The sequence below is a fragment of the Magnetospirillum aberrantis SpK genome, assembly GCF_011022235.1.
Lineage (GTDB): Bacteria > Pseudomonadota > Alphaproteobacteria > Rhodospirillales > Magnetospirillaceae > Magnetospirillum > Magnetospirillum aberrantis.
Map to the genome: position 1 here is coordinate 38,900 of NZ_JAAIYP010000039.1, position 17,844 is coordinate 56,743.

The 17,844-nt window shown below is 66.1% G+C and carries 16 protein-coding genes; 10 read left to right on the forward strand and 6 right to left on the reverse strand.

What is annotated here, in order from left to right:
* Positions 1–7 precede the first annotated feature (7 nt).
* The 5 genes from G4223_RS13260 to glpA all read right to left on the reverse strand — a co-directional run bounded on the left by G4223_RS13260 (position 8) and on the right by glpA (position 4,990).
* Positions 8–226 carry a hypothetical protein gene (locus G4223_RS13260; protein WP_163680527.1) on the reverse strand — a complete coding sequence of 73 codons (219 nt, stop codon included), beginning with the start codon at positions 224–226 and terminating at the stop codon, positions 8–10.
* 111 nt (positions 227–337) lie between these two features.
* Positions 338–976 (reverse strand): glycerol-3-phosphate responsive antiterminator, encoded by a 639-nt coding sequence (locus tag G4223_RS13265; RefSeq protein WP_163680530.1) that lies wholly within the window; start codon positions 974–976, stop codon positions 338–340.
* Between the two features lie 64 nt (positions 977–1,040).
* A complete protein-coding gene (locus G4223_RS13270; RefSeq protein ID WP_163680535.1) occupies positions 1,041–2,294 on the reverse strand; it encodes an anaerobic glycerol-3-phosphate dehydrogenase subunit C in 1,254 nt (417 codons plus the stop codon).
* Positions 2,281–3,363, reverse strand: a complete 1,083-nt coding sequence (locus tag G4223_RS13275; RefSeq protein WP_163680538.1) for an FAD-binding protein — start codon at positions 3,361–3,363, stop codon at positions 2,281–2,283. Before G4223_RS13275 ends, G4223_RS13270 begins: the two co-directional genes overlap by 14 nt.
* Before the next feature lie 4 nt (positions 3,364–3,367).
* Positions 3,368–4,990, reverse strand: a complete 1,623-nt coding sequence (gene glpA / locus G4223_RS13280; protein ID WP_163680541.1) for an anaerobic glycerol-3-phosphate dehydrogenase subunit GlpA — start codon at positions 4,988–4,990, stop codon at positions 3,368–3,370.
* A 478-nt stretch (positions 4,991–5,468) separates the two neighbouring features.
* Between glpA and G4223_RS13285 the strand changes: the two genes are divergently transcribed.
* Positions 5,469–5,639, forward strand: a complete 171-nt coding sequence (locus G4223_RS13285) for a hypothetical protein (RefSeq protein WP_163680544.1) — start codon at positions 5,469–5,471, stop codon at positions 5,637–5,639.
* 131 nt (positions 5,640–5,770) lie between these two features.
* Here the strand turns inward: G4223_RS13285 and G4223_RS13290 are convergent, their stop codons facing one another.
* Entirely contained in the window at positions 5,771–6,163 is a 393-nt protein-coding gene (locus tag G4223_RS13290; RefSeq protein WP_163680547.1) for a MerR family transcriptional regulator, read from the reverse strand.
* Positions 6,164–6,251: 88 nt separating this feature from the next.
* On the opposite strand from G4223_RS13290, the gene G4223_RS13295 reads away from it, so the two are divergent.
* The 9 genes from G4223_RS13295 (at position 6,252) to rsxG (ending at position 17,843) form a co-directional block, all read left to right on the forward strand.
* Positions 6,252–8,435, forward strand: coding sequence for a heavy metal translocating P-type ATPase (locus G4223_RS13295; RefSeq protein WP_163680551.1), 2,184 nt, complete (start codon positions 6,252–6,254; stop codon positions 8,433–8,435).
* A gap of 126 nt (positions 8,436–8,561) precedes the next feature.
* Positions 8,562–11,564: an HD domain-containing phosphohydrolase gene (locus tag G4223_RS20405; protein WP_338086879.1), complete on the forward strand. Its 3,003-nt coding sequence runs from the start codon at positions 8,562–8,564 to the stop codon at positions 11,562–11,564.
* Between the two features lie 457 nt (positions 11,565–12,021).
* Positions 12,022–13,014 carry an FAD:protein FMN transferase gene (locus G4223_RS13305; RefSeq protein ID WP_163680554.1) on the forward strand — a complete coding sequence of 331 codons (993 nt, stop codon included), beginning with the start codon at positions 12,022–12,024 and terminating at the stop codon, positions 13,012–13,014.
* An 8-nt stretch (positions 13,015–13,022) separates the two neighbouring features.
* Complete coding sequence (locus G4223_RS13310; RefSeq protein ID WP_163680558.1) at positions 13,023–13,520, forward strand: SoxR reducing system RseC family protein; 498 nt, start codon at positions 13,023–13,025, stop codon at positions 13,518–13,520.
* A gap of 13 nt (positions 13,521–13,533) precedes the next feature.
* Complete coding sequence (rsxA, locus tag G4223_RS13315) at positions 13,534–14,115, forward strand: electron transport complex subunit RsxA (RefSeq protein WP_163680562.1); 582 nt, start codon at positions 13,534–13,536, stop codon at positions 14,113–14,115.
* A 12-nt stretch (positions 14,116–14,127) separates the two neighbouring features.
* Entirely contained in the window at positions 14,128–14,667 is a 540-nt protein-coding gene (locus tag G4223_RS13320; protein ID WP_163680565.1) for an RnfABCDGE type electron transport complex subunit B, read from the forward strand.
* 13 nt (positions 14,668–14,680) lie between these two features.
* Positions 14,681–16,177, forward strand: coding sequence for an electron transport complex subunit RsxC (gene rsxC / locus G4223_RS13325; RefSeq protein ID WP_163680569.1), 1,497 nt, complete (start codon positions 14,681–14,683; stop codon positions 16,175–16,177).
* On the forward strand, positions 16,174–17,247 hold the full coding sequence (locus tag G4223_RS13330; protein ID WP_163680571.1) for an RnfABCDGE type electron transport complex subunit D: 1,074 nt from the start codon (positions 16,174–16,176) through the stop codon (positions 17,245–17,247). Before rsxC ends, G4223_RS13330 begins: the two co-directional genes overlap by 4 nt.
* The gene (gene rsxG, locus G4223_RS13335) at positions 17,244–17,843 is read left to right on the forward strand and encodes an electron transport complex subunit RsxG (RefSeq protein ID WP_163680575.1); all 600 of its coding nucleotides are present in this window, start codon (positions 17,244–17,246) and stop codon (positions 17,841–17,843) included. The genes G4223_RS13330 and rsxG overlap by 4 nt, the downstream gene beginning before the upstream one ends.
* Position 17,844: the final 1 nt, after the last annotated feature.

Genomic DNA, 17,844 nt, shown 5'->3' on the forward strand with positions numbered 1-17,844 from the left:
ATTTCGTTTACGCCCGCCAGTCTTTTTCCGGCTCCACCCCTTGCATTTCACTCAAATATTTTTCCTTTTCGGAACGTCGCTTAGCAATAAAGGCGAAATTCCTTTGCAACAAACACCCTGCGATAGCACCATCTGGAATGACTATAATTTCAATTCCCGAAAGAGCCTGACAGGAAGACCACAAAACAAAAGCCGCCTGTCGTGCGCAACACGGCTGCGCAATCAACAGGCGGCTTCTCTAAATCTCAACCGCAACACTTGAATTATACGGCCGTGACAGGACAAAGACAATCCGCTTTTCGGACGCTCATTTGCCCAGTCCCGCGCCTGACGCGGGTCAGGGGATCCACAATTGAGGATCGCTGGCCGACACCGCCGCCAACCCTTGCGCCAACAGGTCCTGAGCCTCGCGCAAGGTGGTGATGAGACCACCGCCGACCAGCGGCATGTCGGCGGAAACCGATTTGAGCCGGTCCACCAGCTTGGGCAAGGCGATGGCCGGCAACACCTCCAAGGCATCGATGCTGCTGTGTTTCAACTGGTGGCAAATGGCGTCGAGCGCGCCGCTGTCCAACAAAAACGTGCGTTGGATGGTGTAGAGCCCCATGGCCTGGGCATGGCGCAACGGTTCGCCATGGGTCGAGATGATGCCGCGCACCCCCCGGCGTGCCAGATATTGCAGACTGGCGACGTCGCGCGCCAAGCCACTCAGCAAGTCGACGTTGACCATGGGCAGTTTGTCGGCGGCATTGATGCGCTGCATCAGATCGCCGATGTTCTCGGGGTCGCCGCACAACAGGTAGATGATGCGGCCGTGTGCCGCCAGGGCCTGATCCAGGTGTTCGGGCTTGCGCACGGCAGGAATGATGCCGCAATCCTTGAGCAGCGGCATCAGCGAGTGGGAATGGGTGACAGGACGGTCCCCCGCGCCGCCCCCTCTGCCGGAAGGCGCCCTGACACCACGATGGAACGACATGTCTTCCCTCCCTTGGGACATGCGGAAACGCAGGTCCCAAGGGTAAGCCGGCCGAACCGTTTTGTCATGACGCCAAGCGCGCTCCACCCCCGCCGCCATCCACTACCTTGCGTTGCTCGTATGCCATCACCAGCAAGGTCGCCGGATGAACGGACGGCACGCCCGAACCATGGGTTATCTGCATGCGGCAGGTCGGGCATTCCGACACCACCTGCCGGGGCGCCGCCTGGGCGATGGCCTGGAACAGCCTTTGTCCGATGGACAGCGACACCGGGTATTTCTCTTGTTTGAAACCGAAGGTTCCGGCCATGCCGCAACATCCGGCGTTCAAATCCTCGATCTCGATGCCGGGAACCATCCGCAACAGATGGAACCACGGACGCGACAGCCCTTGGGTCGCCTGATGACAAGGCGAATGATAGGCCAGCCGTCCCAGATGCCCGCAATCGCCGAAGCGCAAACTGAGATGTCCCTGGTCGGCCCGCTCGATCAGGAATTCGCCCAGGTCGCGAACCGCGGATTCGACCACACGCGCCTTGGCCGCAAGCTCGGGATCGTCCCCCAACAGCAAGGTGAAACCGGTTTTCAGCATCTGGCCACAACTGGTGCAGGCGGTAACGATGGGCGTACCGTTTTCCGCCGCCTGATACAACAACTCCAGATTGGCGCGGACGCGGCGCCGGGCCTCGGCCGGGTCGCCGTTGGCCAATGCCGGATAGCCGCAGCACCCGGCCTCGGACATTTCCGTCTCGATGCCGTTCTCGGCCAACAGGGCGATGCAGTCGCGGCCCAGGGCTTGTTCGTTGTAGCGCATGGAACAGCCCTGGAAGAACACCACCCGCTCGGCTCCGCGGCTGCGGCCGTGGACGCCCGCCAGCTTGACGCGGGCATAAGCGGGAAAACTGCGTTCGGCGGCGATGCCCGCAGTCAGCGACATCAACCGGCGAACCACGCCCAACGCCAGCACGCGATTGGCGACAGCCGGCGCCAAGGATATCACCTGGCCCAACAGTCCCGGCCGGGCCAACAGCCAGTCGCGCAGACGCCGGCGCAACGGCTTTTTGTGGGCGGCCTTGGCCCGCGCGATCAGTTCGGCCACGTTGACCTGATTGGGGCAGGCCATGTCACAGCGTTCGCACCCCAGGCAGTATTCCAGCCATTCACTGTCGCACGGCAAGCCCTCGCGCCGCAGCTTCTCCAACTCAGGCCCCAGATGCTTGGGGCCGGGATAGCGGGGATGAGCCGTCATCACCGGACAGGCGGCGTTGCAGTCCGAACATTTCAGGCAATTGTCCAGGGTGACGTCAGTGTGTCGCATGATCGTCCTCCCGCTCGAAAGCGGCCAGGGCGGCACCGTGGCCGCCGACGATGGCGCGTCCGTTGCCGCCGTGCCGGGCCTCGGGATCGGCCAGGGCGCCGGCAAGATACAGGTTGTCGGCCAGGAACCGGCCCTGGTGGTCCAACGGACGGCGCCGGCTGTCCTGGTCCCCGGACCATCCGGGCAACAGGTTCGCGGAATGGGGGCCGCTGGCCAGGATCACCGCCGAGGCGGCGAAATGGCGGGCATGGCCCGGCGTGGCGACGTGTACGCCCCGGCAACGTGCGTTTTCCACTTCCAGCGCCGTCACCGGATAGCCGCCGAAGATATCGACGCCCTGGCCGCGCAGATGGGCCAAAAGCCGGTTGGACAGCCGCAACCCCGCCACCGATGGCGGCAAGGTGGCCATCTCGGCCACGGGGCAACCGACAGCCGTCTCCAGTTCAGCCATTTGCCCGGCATCACTCCATTGCCCCAGGATCGCCGGAATCAAGACAACGTCATAGTCGGCCGCCACGCGCCGCAATTGTTCCGCCAGCGTCTGGCGGAACGCCGGGTCGCGGTCGAAGCGGTTGGCCAGTTCCAGGACGCTGTGGGGCAGGCCGTCCTGGCGCGGCAGTTCGATCCTGCGCGCCTGATAGCAACATCCGCAGGCCAGACGGTTCAGGCGTTCGGCGACGAAATCGGCATCGAACGCCGACAGGCCGGCAATTCCGACCACCGCCGCCCGCGTACCGGATCGCACCCGGCCGTTCCACAGGCTGCGTGGCGCCAGGTTGACCGGCAGCAAGGTCCCCAGGATGGTGGGCAACAACTGACTTTGCCCGAGATCACCGTCATAGGGCACACCGGCCGCGTCCACCAGGGCGCGGAAGTCCCGCACCGCCGGATGGTCGGCGGCGACTCCCCCCAGGTCGGCGACACCGCCGGCACCATAGACGAAGGTGCCCAGACCGGCATGAACCAGGGCGACACGGGCGCCGCCACTGGCGGCGACCGCAGTGGCGGTGGCGGCCAGACCGGCCAGACCGGCGCCGACGACGACAAGGTCGAAAGTTTGGCGTCCCATGACGTCAGCCCTCCCCGTCCGAGTGGAAGTGATGACTGGGGCCGAACAGGTCATGGCTCAGCATCAGTTGTTCCAGTTGCTTGCCGTTTGGAATCTGTGCCTGCCCTTTCCAGCGTTCGTCCAGATAGCGTTTGAAATCGGCGGCCGCGGCCTCGGCCGGCCACAATCCCTGGCGATATCCTTCAAGCATGGCCCGGTAGCCGCAGAAAGTGCCTTGGCACGACCCGAATCCCAACCGACAGCGGCGCCCGACGTCGTTGATGGTGCGAACCGGAACCTTGGCGTCGACGGCCATCACCATGGCCACTTCCGCCCGCGTCACCTGTTCGCATTCACACAGGATTTCCGCCATGTCGGGATCGGCCTCGATCCGTTCGGCCAATTGGGCCATGGCGGGGCCCAGACGCCGTTCGACGATGCTGGCCGCCTGGGCGGGCAACAGATGGCGGATCTTGCGCGTCACCGCCTCGGGGGTCGGCGGACGCAACGGCGTTTCCGCCGTGCGGCAAGGTTCATCGACACCCAATCGCGACGCCACCAGGTCACAGGTCTTCTCGGCCATCAGCCGATACGTGGTCAGCTTGCCGCCGACGATGGACACGAACCCGTCCAGGTTATCCTCGACGCCGTGGTCCAACAGGGCGAAGCCACGGCTGATCTCGCGGCCGCCGGCCTTGTCGGCGCCTTGCGGCACGTAAAGCGGACGGACGCCGGAAAAGATACGCAACACGCGGCTTTCCGCCATGCACGGCACCAATTCCGTTCCCAGCTTCAACAACGCCTCGATCTCGTCCGTCTCGGCGCGCAACCCCTCGGGACCGGAAACGGTGATGGAACTGGTGCCCAGGATGCACACCGGCCCGGCGGGAACCAGGATGTCGGCGTCGCCCGGCTTGCGGCACCGGTTGACCACCCGCGTCACCAGATTGTGGTTCAGCACCAGCAACGAGCCTTTGTCGCAACGGACAGGGACGTGCAGCCCGGCCAGCGCCGCCACCTGTTGCGCCCAACCGCCGCCGGCGTTGACCACCATCTCGCAATCGATGCTGTCTTCGTCGCCGCTCAGGGTGTCGCGAAAGCGCACGCCCGTCACCTGTCCCCCCCGGCGTTCGATGGCGGTGACCTCGGCATAGGCGCGGAAACGGCCGCCGCGCGCCACCGCCGCCTGAAGGTTGGACAAGGTCAGCTGGAACACGTCCACATGGGCGTCGGGACAGGTGGAGGCCCCCAGGATGCCGGACGGCAGGTTGGGTTCGAGATCCAGCGCCTCGGCCGCCGAAAGCGGCGCGGTGGGCAGACCGATATCGGCACAGGCCCGGTCCCAGGCGGTGAAGAATGCCGGATCGTCCTGGGGATAGCGCACGAACAACCCGCCCACATCATGTATGCAATGGGGGGCGATGGTCTTGAGAATACGGTTCTCGCGCAGGCATTCCCGCGCCGCCTCGGCATCCTTGACCGCATAACGGGCACCGGAATGCAGCAAGCCGTGGCAACGGCCGGTGGCGCCGTTGGCGAGGTCGCGCTTTTCCAGAAGAACGGCGGCGATGCCCCTGAGCGACAAGTCCCACAGGATGCCCGCGCCCGTGGCGCCGCCACCGATGATGACCACTTGCGTCCGATCCATGACAACCCCTCGCGTCCGAAGTTGAGAAGCGGCCATGCCCATGACGACGGGCAGGCCGGCGCAGGGACGCCGTCTCGGCCAAGGGGAGGGTGCACGCGCGCCAGGATGCGAACGGTGCGGACTGGACAGGCGGGAGAAGGGAAAAGCCAGACCGCGATTCGACAGCGTGGCAACGGTCGCGTCCTCCCGAACCTCTCCAACATGCGGAACGGTTCACCGGGAACGGCGTCCTGCCACTCTCTCGCGGTTTCTCTACGCAGCTCTTCGCGATGAGCGGGGGTAATCCCTAGGGTTACCAAGGACATTGTGAACGCGGCGGCGGCATTTTGTCAATGCGTGAACCTTCCCGCTCAATCTACTGAGTCGATTACTAATTACATATAAATCAATTTCACTTATTTCAACCACAGCGGCATTGTTGTCTCCAGAAAGACGACGCCCCCAGGGGCCGCCAAGACAGATTTCAGGAGCCATGCCAATGACCAAGTCCCTCCGCCTCGCCGCCGTGATCGCCCTCGGTCTGACCGCCGGAGCCACCGTGCTCTCGCCGGCCCCCGCCGCCGCCGAAACCGTCGCCCTTCCGGGCGTCAGTTCCGCCATCGGCGCGCAATGCGCCCCCGCCACCCCCCGCGGGCCTCTCGGTTACTGATCGCCGCCGAGGCGGCCCAAGAGGCCAGGCCGCGACGGGCAAGTCCCATCGCGGCCTGTGCCGTTTCCAGACGCCCCTGCGTCACGACACCAAGGCGTCCTCTTGTTTACGACGCCAAGGCGTTGCCTTCTTCACGACGCCAGAGCGTCGATGATCCTGCACTCGGCCACGGTGTGGGCACGGCAATTGACCATCTCGCCCAACGCGTGCCGCAACCGCTCCAGTTCGGCGATCTTGCGCTCGACCTCGGCCAGATGCTCGGCCGCCAGCCGGTCGGCGTCCTGACATGGATAATCCGGGTGGGTCGCCAGCCGCAGCAATGCGCGAATCGCCTCGATGGAAAAGCCAAGGTCGCGGCCCCGGCGGATGAAATGCAGGCGTCGCAAGTGGTCGTCGCCGTATTGCCGATATCCCGCCGCGCTGCGCGCCGGTTCCGGCAACAGGCCGATCTTTTCGTAATAACGGATGGTTTCGACGTTGACCCCGGTCCGGTCGCCAAGCTGTCCGATGGTGAATGCCTTCATTGCCGCTTGACCCTGTAGTGACTACAGGGTCCATGGTGCCCATATCGGACGTTTTGTCCAGTCCGGGAAAGCACCAGGGAGCATCGCCATGGGCGTCAATTGCTGTTCGCACCATTGTCATGACCACCAGCCCGAACAGCCTTCCGCGCCACCGCCCACCGGCCGCGGCACCTCGTTCCGGGTCACCGGCCTCGACTGCGCGGAAGAGGTCGCCATCCTCAAGGCCGAGGTTGGGCCGCTGGTCGGCGGGGGCGACAACCTGGCTTTCGACGTGCTCAACGGCCGCATGGTGGTGTTGGCCGACACGGTGGACAGCGGGGCCGTCCTCGCCGCGGTGGCGCGAACCGGCATGAAGGCGGTGCCGTGGTCGTCCGACGATCCCGGCCACGACCAGGACCGACGGCGCAAGCTTCAGGCGGTGCTGGCGGCGGCCAGCGGTCTGGCGACCGGCCTTGGCGCGCTGGCTGACAGCCTGGGCTCCGGGCCATGGGTGCCCCACACGGCGCTGGGCGCCGCCATCCTGATCGGATTGTGGGTGGTGCTGCCCAAGGCGTGGCTGGCGGTGCGGCGGTTGCGCCCGGACATGAATTTGCTGATGTGCGTGGCGGTTTTGGGCGCGGTCGCCCTGGGCGACTGGCTCGAGGCGGCCACCGTGTCGTTCCTGTTCGCCCTGTCGCTGGCGCTGGAAAGCTGGAGCGCCGGCCGGGCGCGCCGCGCCATCGCCGCCCTGATGGATCTGAGCCCGCCCACCGCGCGCGTGCGCCAACCCGATGGCGGCGAAGTCGAAATGGCCCCCGAACAGGTGCCGGTGGCGGCGGTGTTCGTCATCCACCCCGGCGAGCGCATCCCGCTGGATGGGCGCGTGTTGTCCGGCGAAAGCGCCGTCGATCAAGCCCCCATCACCGGTGAAAGCGTTCCGGTCGCCAAAATGCCGGGCGCCGAATTGTTCGCCGGCACCATCAACGGCGACGGCGTGCTGGTGGCGGAAAGCACCAGGGCCGCCGACGACACCACCTTGGCCCGCGTCACGCGGTTGGTGAGCGAGGCGCAATCCCGCCGCTCCGCCACCGAACGCTGGGTGGACCGCTTCGCCGCCACTTATACCCCTGTCGTCATGATCCTTGCCCTCGCCGTCGCGGCCCTGCCGCCCCTGACGCTGGGGGGGATGTGGGAGGAATGGGTCTACCGCGCGCTGGTGTTGCTGGTGATCGCCTGCCCGTGCGCGCTGGTGATCTCGACCCCGGTCACCGTGGTCGCGGCCATGGCCGCCGCGGCACGGGCCGGCGTCCTGGTCAAGGGCGGCGAACACCTGGAAACCCCGGCACGGCTGAAGGTCGTGGCCTTCGACAAGACCGGCACCGTCACCGAAGGAAAGTTGGCGGTGGAAAAGGTGGTCCCGCTCAACGGCCATGACGAGGCGGCGCTTTTGGCCCGCGCCGCGGCGTTGGAGGCACGCGGCTCCCACCCGATCGCCCGCGCCATCCTGGCCCACGCCGCCGCACGGGGCGTGGCGCCGGCCCCGGCCGAAGCGGTGCGGGCACTTCCCGGCAAGGGTGCCGTCGGAACCATCGACGGCCGCGCCTATTGGCTGGGATCGCACCGCTACCTTGAAGAACGGGGCGAGGAAACGCCCGAGCTCCACGCCCTGGCGACGGAATTGGAAACGGAGGGCCATACCGTGGTGGTGATCGGTTCCGACCGCCACGTCTGCGGTCTGGTTGCCCTGTCCGACAGAATCCGCCCCGAGGCCAAGGCCGCCCTGGCCGCCCTGCGCCGGGCCGGCATCGAACGGCTGGTGATGCTGACCGGCGACAACCGTGCCACCGCCGAACGCATCGCCGCCAGCCTGGACATCGACGAAGTGCGGGCGGAACTGCTGCCCGAGGACAAGGTCGCGGCGGTGCAGGACCTGGTCGCCCGTCACGGCACGGTCGCCATGGTCGGCGACGGGGTCAACGACGCCCCGGCCATGGTCAAGGCGTCGCTGGCGATCGCCATGGGCGCCGCCGGCACCGATACCGCCATCGAAACCGCCGACCTGGCGCTGATGTCGGACGACCTGGGCCGGCTGGGCTGGCTGGTCGGGCATTCCCGACGCATGCGCCGCGTCCTGTTCCAGAACATCGGCTTCGCACTTGGCGTCAAGGCGGTGTTCACCGGACTGGCCTTCGTCGGCGTCGCCACCTTGTGGGGGGCCATCGCCGCCGACATGGGGGCGTCGTTGCTGGTGGTGTTCAACGGTCTGCGTATGTTGCGTCGCGGCGGATATTGACCCACATCACCTGCGTTGGCTGTCGCAACGCACAACCAAAGAGGGATGCATTCACACTTTGTTTTAGACTGACGCCCCGTTCTATGCATGAATGCGGCCGAAGCCTTTGCCGGAGGGGGGCCGGGCATGTCGTTCAGGATCAAATTCCAGGTCAGCATCGTCACCGCCATATTGCTGATCATCGCGGCCATGACCGGCGCCACGCTGATCAGCGTCTACGTCGCCACCACCCGAACCGCCCACCAGACCGCCGAACACTTCTTCGCCCAGGTGGCGCAAAGCGCCCGCGCCCGCATCGACCGTCAGGTGGGACAGACGCTGTTGCTGGCCGACCTCGGCTCGGTCCAGGCCGGCATGGACGGCGTCACCGGCAACGGGCTGTCCTCGCCGGCGCTTCCGTTCCTGTTCAACGCCCTGACCCGCGAACAGGCGCTTTATTCCCTCTATTACGGCTTTGCCGACGGCGACTTTCTTCAGGTGATCGCCACACGCGGCGACCGTCGCATCATCGATGCCCACCAAGCCCCCCCCGACACCGCCTGGATCGTGCGCGCGATTGTCGGTCAGGGAGAGGCCCGCACGCAAAACTGGACGTTCCTGAACGACGGCCGGGCGACCATCGCCAGCCGGGCCGAACCCCGCCCCGCCTTCGACCCCCGCCTGCGCCCATGGTATGGCGCCGCCCTGGCGTCCGGGGACAGCCAGTTGTCGGCCGCCTATGTATTCAACTCGCTCAAGCAACCGGGCCTGACCGCGTCGCACCAACTGCCGGACGGCAAGGGCGCGTTCGGCGTCGACATCACCTTGTCCGGCCTGGGCGCCTTCGTCGCCGGGCAATACATCTCCGAACATGGCGGCATGGTGCTGTACGACGACGGCTTGCGCATGCTGGCGCTCAGCCCGAATCTCGGCGTCTTGAACGAACCGTTAGCCCCGCTTCAGGAAATGGCCGACCCCCTGCTTCGCACGGTGGCCGCCATGGGCACCCCGGACCAGCCCGACATGCGGGCGGTGGAACGCGACGACCGCTCGCTTCTGTTGCATCGCGACCGCTGGCAAAATGCCAGCGGCGGCGGCATCACCATCGCCGTGATCGCCCCGGCCGACGATTTCGGCAAACACATCCAGGCCATGCGCAGCCAGATTCTGGCGCTGGCGCTGGCCAGCCTGATCGTGCTGGTTCCGGCCGCCATGCTGTTCTCGAAAGGCATGGCCAACGCGGTGCGCGCCCTGGTCGCCGATGCCGAACGGGTCCGCCACCTGGACTTCCACGAAGCCCGGCCGGTGCGCTCGCGCATTGTCGAATTCGACGAACTGGGCCAATCCTTCGGATTGATGAAAGAAACCTTGGCCGTCCGCAAACAGCAACTGGAGCAGACCCAGGACAAGCTGGCCCGCCTGATCGACCTGGGCATCGCCATGTCGGCCGAACGCGACAGCAACCGGCTGATGGAAATGGTGCTGTTGGGCGCCAAGGAACTGACCAACGCCGATGGCGGCACCCTTTACATCCGTGGCGACGACGACCGGCTGCATTTCCAGATCCTGCGCAACGACACGCTGAACGTGGCGTTGGGCGGCACCTCCGGCAACGCCGTGACCATCCCGCCGGTGCCGATGTTCGACGATGAAGGGCACGCCAACCATCGCAACGTGGTCAGCCACGCCGTGCACGAACAGGTGACGGTGACCATCGCCGACGCTTACGATTCCAACACCTTCGATTTTTCCGGCACCCGCGTGTTCGACGAACGCAACGGCTATCGCTCCAAGTCGTTCATGACGGTGCCGTTGAAGCCGCGCGGCGGCGACGTCATCGGCGCGCTGCAACTGATCAACGCCAGACAGCCGGGATCGGACGAGGTCATCGCGTTCTCGCCCGAGATTCAGCGCTTCATCGAGGCCCTGGCCGCCCAGGCGGCAACCGCCCTTTACAACCGCGAACTGCTGACGGCGCAGGAACGGTTGATGGATTCCATGATCCAACTGATCGCCGGCGCCATCGACGCGAAAAGCCCCTATACCGGCGGCCATTGCGAACGCGTGCCCGAACTGGCGCTGATGCTGGCCGAGGAGGCCACCCGCCAGACCGCCGGCCCGCTAGCTGCTTTCCGCTTCGAAACCCCCGAGCAATGGCGCGAGTTCCGAATCGGCGCCTGGCTGCACGATTGCGGCAAGGTGGTGACGCCCGAATACATCGTCGACAAGGCGACCAAGCTGGAAACCATCTACAACCGCATCCACGAAGTGCGCATGCGCTTCGAGGTGCTGTTGCGCGACGCAGCCATCGAACGGCTCGAGGCGGTGGCGGCCGGCGCCGACGCGGCGGCCACCGACACAGCGTTCGAGGCGCGCAAGGCGCAGTTGATGGACGATTTCGCCTTCGTCGCCGAATGCAACGTCGGCAGCGAGTTCTTCGCCCCGGAAAAGGTCGAACGCCTGAAGCAGATCGCCGCGCAAACCTGGAAGCGTCATTTCGACGACCGTCTGGGCCTCGCGCACGAAGAACTCAAGCGCTACGCCGCCCATCCCCCGGCGCCATTGCCCGCCACCGAGCCGCTGTTGTCGGACAAACCCTGGCACGTCATCGCCCGCGACGGCGGCATCAACCGCGCCTACACCGATCTCGGCTTCAAGGTGCCGGTGCCCGAGAACCTCTATAATCTGGGCGAAATCTACAACCTGTCCATCAGCCGCGGCACCTTGACCGTCGAGGACCATTTCAAGATCAAGGAACACATCATGCAGACCATCGCCATGCTCGAGCGTCTGCCGTTCCCCAAGCATCTGAAGCGCGTTCCCGAATATGCCGGCACCCACCACGAGGCGTTGGCCGGCACCGGTTATCCCCGTGCGCTGACCGCCAAGGAACTGTCCGTGCCCGCCCGCATCATGGCCATCGCCGACATTTTCGAGGCGTTGACCGCCTCCGATCGTCCCTACAAGAAGGCCAAGACCTTGTCGGAATCGGTCAAGATCCTGTCGTTCTTCAAGAAAGACGGGCACATCGACCCCGACCTGTTCGACCTGTTCCTGACCTCGGGCGTCTATCGCGACTACGCCGAACGCTTCTTGCTGCCCGACCAGATCGACGACGTGGACGTCGCCGCCTATGTGGGGGTCCGCTGACGGGCGCCCACAAAACGGGCAAGAAACATTCGCCAGGACTCGCCTAATTTCTGCGCAATAAAAAGAACACATTGCGGCGGCATCTTTTTGTGCAACGCAGCACTTTCGCTGCTCATTCGCAGTGCAGCAAAGAGATGGTCAGAAAATAGACATATTTCTTTTGGCGCAATGCAGTCATGCGCGATGTGCAGCGCATGACGACAACTTCTCTCATTTCCCCAGCCGTCACGCCATCGCCAGTGGAAAATGCCTACCCGAACAGGGGGGGTGAGGGCGAAAAAATCCTTTTTTCCAAAGGTTTTCCCCGATGTTTTTTGGGGACATCCGCGCATGTCCTTAGGTAACATGCGCGAACCCAAGGCTTGCGGAAGGGATGAAGCCGTCCGCGGCATGGGAGTTCGCCGTTTCCGACCTCTTGCGACACTCCGGTCCTACCCGGAGGGAGGATTCTTTCGCGATGACCGTGCAGATCACCCGCCGCCGCCTGATCACCGTGGCCGCCGCCGCCGCCGGCTTGCCGCTGATCCTGAAAGCGGGCGGCGCCCAGGCCCGCCTTGTGACGTGGGAGGGCACCACGCTGGGCGCGCCGTCCTCCATCAAGCTGGTGGCCACGGACGAGGGCAAGGCCCACGCCGCCATCACCGCCGCCTTGGCCGAACTGGAACGGCTGGAAACCATCTTCAGCGTCTACCGCGCCGATTCGGCCATCTCGATTCTCAACCGCGAAGGACGCCTTTCGCAGGCGCCGGACGATTTCATCCGGTTGCTGTCCAAATCCCTGGACTTGGCTCGCGTCTCGGACGGCGCCTACGACCCCACGGTCCAGCCGGTGTGGCAAACCTATTTCCGCCACTTCACCAGCCCCAATCCCGCGGCCTCGGGCCCCGATGCCCGCGACCTTGACGCGGCGCTGTCGCTGGTGGGATGGCACGGCGTCGACATTTCCGGCGCCACCGTCGCCTTCGCCAAGCCGGGCATGGCGGTGACGCTGAATTCCGGTGCCCAGGGCTATATCACCGACAAGGTGACGGAGGTGCTGCGCGGACACGGTTTCGACCGCATGCTGGTGGACATGGGCGAACCCCGCGCGTTGTCCACCAAGCCCGACGGTTCCGCCTGGCGCATCGGTGTCGCCAATCCGGCCGACCCCAGCCGCGCCGTCGCCGAATTGTCGCTGGTCGACCAAGCTGTCTCCACTTCGGGCGGCTATGGCACCTTGTTCGACGATGCGGGCCGCTTCACCCACCTGATCGACCCGCGCACCGGGCGCACCGCGCCGGCGTTGTTGGGCGTTTCGGTGGTGGCCGACACCGCCACCCGCGCCGATGGCTTGTCCACCGCGCTGTTGCTGGCCGCCCCCGACCGCCGCGCCCACATCCTGCGCGCCGCCGGCGGCAGTCTGGCGCTGACGGTGACCCCGGACGGCGTCGCCGAACGCATCGAGGCCTGAGGCAGGAAATGTCGCCGTCCGGCCAACCCTTTCCCGAGGATCGCGACGTTGTCGAAAGCGTCGTCCGCGTCATCGACGTGGACGGCGACGTCGTCTGGCTGGAACCGGAACAGACCTCGGCCTGCGGCTCATGCCACGCCTCGGCCGCCTGTGGCGCCAAACCGGGCAGCGCCCGGCTGGTGGCGCGGCGGTTCACCTTGCCCAACGACCACGACTTCCAGGTGGGAGAGCGCATCGTCGTCGGCGTCGCCGAGCAATCGGTGCGCCGCGCCGCACTGACCGCCTATGGCATCCCGCTGGCAACCATGCTGGTGTCGGGCGTCACCGTCCAGAAAATGGGCGGCGGCGACCTGGGCGCGGCGGTCGCCACCCTGGGCGGTCTGGCCCTCGGCATCGGCATCGTCCATCTGCAATCGTCGCGCCTGTCGAAGCGCGTCGAGTACACGCCCCATTACCTGCGCCGCGCTTCCGGCATCGACGCCGCGTGCGGACTGGACCGCTCTTAGGGACCCAAGATCCATGCAGGACATCATCCTTCTGATCGTCGGCGCGGCCCTGGTGAACAACGTCATCCTGGCGCGGTTCCTGGGCCTGTGTTCGTTCATGGGCGTGACCACGCGGGTGGATACCGCGCTCGGCATGGGCGCGGCCTGCACCTTCGTCATCACCATCTCCTCGATCGGCGACTGGGCGATCGAACGATGGCTGCTGGAGCCATACGGGCTGGGCTATCTGCGCACGGTGGCGTTCATCCTGATCATCGCCTCGGCGGTGCAGTTGAACGAAGCCCTGTTCCGCCGCTACTCGCCCACCTTGTTCAAGCTGCTGGGCATCTATCTGCCGCTGATCACCACCAATTGCGCGGTGCTGGGCGTCTGTCTGCTGCTGGTCGAGGGACGCTACGGCTTCATGGATTCGGTGGTGTTCGCCTTCGCCTCGTCGGTGGGCTATTCGCTGGTGATGGTGCTGTTCGCCGGCCTGCGCGAGCGGGTGGCGCTCAACGACGTGCCGAGGCTGTTCGCCGGTCCGCCCATCGGCTTCATCACCGCCAGCCTGTTGGCGCTGGCTTTCATGGGCTTTTCCGGCATGGGCGCCAAGTAGGAGACACGGAGAATGTTGCTCGACGTTGGTTCGCTCACCGTGATCGGCGTGACGCTGGGCGGCTTGCTCGGTGTCGCCGCCAAGTTGCTGCATGTCGAGGAAGACCCCATCGAACATGAGTTGCTGGGCATGCTGCCCGGCTCGCAATGCGGTCAATGCGGCTATGTGGGCTGCGGCCAGTACGCCCATGCCCTGGCCCACGAACACGCCCCCGTCACCTTGTGCGCGCCGGGCGGCAAGACCACCGCCGAGACGCTGGCCAAGCGTCTGGGCGTCAAGGCCGACCTGTCCGAGCACGAGGACAAGGGCCCCGAATACGCGGTGATCGACGAGGATCTGTGCATCGGCTGCCTGCGTTGCATCGGCGAATGCACCTCCGACGCCATCGTCGGATCGGTGAAACACGTCCACACCGTGATCGCCGACCAGTGCCATGGCTGCGCCAAGTGCTTCAAGATCTGCCCGACCGAGGCCATCCACATGTGCAAGGTTCCGGTGACGCTGGGCACCTGGCACTGGGACAAACCCCACACCGACGCCGCCACGCATTAAGGAGCCATCGGCCATGAAGCTGTTTCCCGTGCGCGGCGGCATCCATCCCGAGTATCGCAAGGACGCGACCTCGGAAGCCGCCATCACCCCGCTGCCGCTGCCGACCGCGTTGTACCTGCCGCTGCAACAACATATCGGCGCCCCGGCCGAGCCGGTGGTCGAGGCCGGGCAACGGGTGTTGAAGGGCCAGTTGTTGGCCCATGCCGGCGGCTCGGTCTCCGCCCCCACCCACGCCCCCACCTCGGGCGTGGTCGAGGCCATCACCGAAGTAGCGGCGCCGCATCCGTCGGGGCTGACGCAAAAGACCATCGTCCTGTTGCCCGACGGCCGCGAGGAATGGGCCGAACTGCCCGCCCCCATCGCCGATCCCTTCGCCACCGCCCCCGAGATCCTCCGTCGTCGGGTGGCGGAAAGCGGCATCGTCGGCCTTGGCGGCGCCACCTTCCCGTCGGCGATCAAGCTGTCTCTCGGCACGCAAAAGAAGATCGACACCTTGTTGCTGAACGGCGCCGAATGCGAGCCGTACCTGACCTGCGACGACCGCGTCATGCGCGAACACGCCGCCGAAGTGGTGGACGGCGCCCGCATCATGGCCCACATCCTGGGCGCCCCCAAGGTGGTGGTCGGCATCGAGGCCAACAAACCCGCCGCCATCGCCGCCATGACCGACGCAGCCAAGCAATTCGGCAACGTCGAAGTGGTGCCGGTACCGGTGCAATATCCCATGGGGTCGGAACGCCACCTGACCCAGGCCATCACCGGCCTTGAGACCCCGGCACGCAAGCTGACCGCCGATCTCGGCGTGGTGGTGCACAACGTCGGCACCGCACGCGCCGTGCACCACGCGGTGCGCTTCGGCCGGCCGCTGCTGTCCCGTGTGGTCACCGTGTCGGGCGGCGCCGTCGCCAAGCCGGCCAACCTTGAAGTGCCGCTGGGCACGCTGGTTTCCGATCTGGTCGCCTTTTGCGGCGGCCTGACCCAGCCGCCGCGCCGCATCGTCAACGGCGGCCCGATGATGGGCCAGCCGTTGCCCGGCCTTGAGGTGCCGGTGGTCAAGGGGACTTGCGGCATCCTGGCGCTGACCGCCGGGGAATGCGACGAGCAACCGCCGGGACCGTGCATCCGTTGCGGCACCTGCGTCACCATCTGCCCGTGCGGATTGGTTCCGGTCGAGATGGCCGCCTATATCCGCCACGACAAGCTGGACGCCGCCGCCAAGGTCGGCGTCATGGATTGCGTGTCGTGCGGGTCGTGCTCGTACGTCTGCCCGTCGCACATTCCGCTGGTGCATTACTTCAACTACGCCAAGGGCGCCATCACCGCCGCCGATCGCGACCGCCGCAAACAGGACAGCACCAAGGCCCTGATCGAGGCGCATAACGACCGCGTCGAGAAGGCGCTGGCCGCCAAGAAAGCCGCGGCCGCCGCGGCCGCCGCCAAGCGCGCGGCCGAAGCCGCGGCCGCCCAGGCTTCTTCCGAAACCTCCGCCGACAAGCAGGGCAATCCATGAGCGCGTTGACCGACAAGAGCGGGCCGTTCACCCACGCGCCCAACTCCGTCCCCCGGATCATGAACACGGTGCTGCTGGCGCTGGCACCGGCCACCTTGTTCGAGCTTTACCTGTTCGGCTGGCCGGCGGTGTTCCTGTTCGTCATCTCCGTCGCCTCGTGCAAGCTGGCCGAGGCCGGATGCCTTTGGCTGGCCGGCAAGCCGGTCGCCCCCACCCTGCGCGACAGTTCGGCGGCGCTGACCGGCTGGCTGTTGGCCATGAGCCTGCCGCCGTGGGCGCCGTGGTGGGTGCCGGTGGTGGGCGCGGTGTTCGCCATCCCCCTGGCCAAGCATGTGTTCGGCGGTCTGGGCCAGAACGTGTTCAACCCGGCCATGGTGGCGCGCGTGGCGCTTTTGGTGTCGTTCCCGGTGCAGATGACGCTGTTCGTGGCGCCGCAGCCGCTGTTCAGCGCCGGCGCGCCGGGCTTCCTTGAGGCGCTGTCCATCACCTTCGGCGCCGGCGCGGTCGATTCCATGAGCGCCGCCAGCGCGCTGGGCTACGTCAAGACCGAGCTGTCGCGCGGTATCCCGGTGGCCGAATCGCTTCGGCACGTCCCCGACCTGATGGATCTGGCCTTCGGATCCAAGCCCGGCTCCATGGGCGAGACCTCGGTGGTGCTGATCCTGTTGGGCGGTCTGTTCCTGTTGGTGCGCCGGATCATCTCGTGGCACATCCCGGTGGCGGTGATCGGCACCTTGTTCGTGCTGGGCACCTTGTTCAACACCCTCGACCCCGCCCGCTACACGCCGGGCATGTTCCATGTGCTGTCGGGCGCCACCATGTTGGGCGCGTTCTTCATCGCCACCGACTACGTCACCTCGCCGGTGTCCAAGAAAGGGCAACTGGTGTTCGGCGTCGGCGTCGGTCTGCTGACCTGGGCGATCCGCAGTTATGCCGGCTATCCCGAGGGCATGGCCTTCGCGGTGCTGCTGATGAACTCGCTGACGCCGATCATCGACCAGCAATTCCGCCCGCGTGCCTTCGGTCGCACCCGCAAGGGCGAACCCTTGCCGCTGAAGGGGGAGAAATGAGCAAGCCATCCTACGTCCATGGCCTGATCCTCGGCGCGTTCTGCCTGGGCTTCGGCGTGGTGCTGGCCGGCACCGACATGGTGACCAGCGCCCCCATCGCCCAGCGTGCGCTTGAAGACAAGCAAAACGCCCTGTCCAAGGTCATCCCGCCGGGCATCCACGACAACGTGCCGGTCACCGACACCATCACGCTGTCCAACCACGACGGCAAGCCGATCACCATCTACCGCGCCACCAAGGGCGGCAAGGTGACGGGCGTCGCCTATCAGATCGAGGGCTCGGGCTATGCCGGCGAGATGCGGCTGATGCTGGCGGTCGACGCCGACGGCAAGATTTTGGGCGTGCGCGCCCTGGCCCACAAGGAAACCCCCGGCCTGGGCGACAAGATCGACACCGCCAAGACCGACTGGATCACCCGCTTCGACGGCCTGTTCCTGGGCAACCCGCCGGCCGACAAGTGGAAAGTGAAGAAGGACGGCGGCGTGTTCGACCAGTTCTCGGGCGCCACCATCACCCCGCGCGGCGTGGTCGCGGCCATTCGCCACGGCCTGGAATTCTTCGCCGAAAACAAGACCCAATTGCTGGAGGTCCGCTGAC

Coding starts and splice junctions, on each gene's coding strand:
- G4223_RS13275 (WP_163680538.1), bottom strand. CDS start 3,363: ATGGGACGCCAAACTTTCGACCTTGTCGTCGTCGGCGCCGGTCTGGCC.
- G4223_RS13265 (WP_163680530.1), bottom strand. CDS start 976: ATGTCGTTCCATCGTGGTGTCAGGGCGCCTTCCGGCAGAGGGGGCGGC.
- rsxC (WP_163680569.1), top strand. CDS start 14,681: ATGAAGCTGTTTCCCGTGCGCGGCGGCATCCATCCCGAGTATCGCAAG.
- G4223_RS13310 (WP_163680558.1), top strand. CDS start 13,023: ATGTCGCCGTCCGGCCAACCCTTTCCCGAGGATCGCGACGTTGTCGAA.
- G4223_RS20405 (WP_338086879.1), top strand. CDS start 8,562: ATGTCGTTCAGGATCAAATTCCAGGTCAGCATCGTCACCGCCATATTG.
- G4223_RS13295 (WP_163680551.1), top strand. CDS start 6,252: ATGGGCGTCAATTGCTGTTCGCACCATTGTCATGACCACCAGCCCGAA.
- G4223_RS13305 (WP_163680554.1), top strand. CDS start 12,022: ATGACCGTGCAGATCACCCGCCGCCGCCTGATCACCGTGGCCGCCGCC.
- G4223_RS13270 (WP_163680535.1), bottom strand. CDS start 2,294: ATGCGACACACTGACGTCACCCTGGACAATTGCCTGAAATGTTCGGAC.
- G4223_RS13320 (WP_163680565.1), top strand. CDS start 14,128: ATGTTGCTCGACGTTGGTTCGCTCACCGTGATCGGCGTGACGCTGGGC.
- G4223_RS13285 (WP_163680544.1), top strand. CDS start 5,469: ATGACCAAGTCCCTCCGCCTCGCCGCCGTGATCGCCCTCGGTCTGACC.
- rsxG (WP_163680575.1), top strand. CDS start 17,244: ATGAGCAAGCCATCCTACGTCCATGGCCTGATCCTCGGCGCGTTCTGC.
- rsxA (WP_163680562.1), top strand. CDS start 13,534: ATGCAGGACATCATCCTTCTGATCGTCGGCGCGGCCCTGGTGAACAAC.
- glpA (WP_163680541.1), bottom strand. CDS start 4,990: ATGGATCGGACGCAAGTGGTCATCATCGGTGGCGGCGCCACGGGCGCG.
- G4223_RS13290 (WP_163680547.1), bottom strand. CDS start 6,163: ATGAAGGCATTCACCATCGGACAGCTTGGCGACCGGACCGGGGTCAAC.
- G4223_RS13330 (WP_163680571.1), top strand. CDS start 16,174: ATGAGCGCGTTGACCGACAAGAGCGGGCCGTTCACCCACGCGCCCAAC.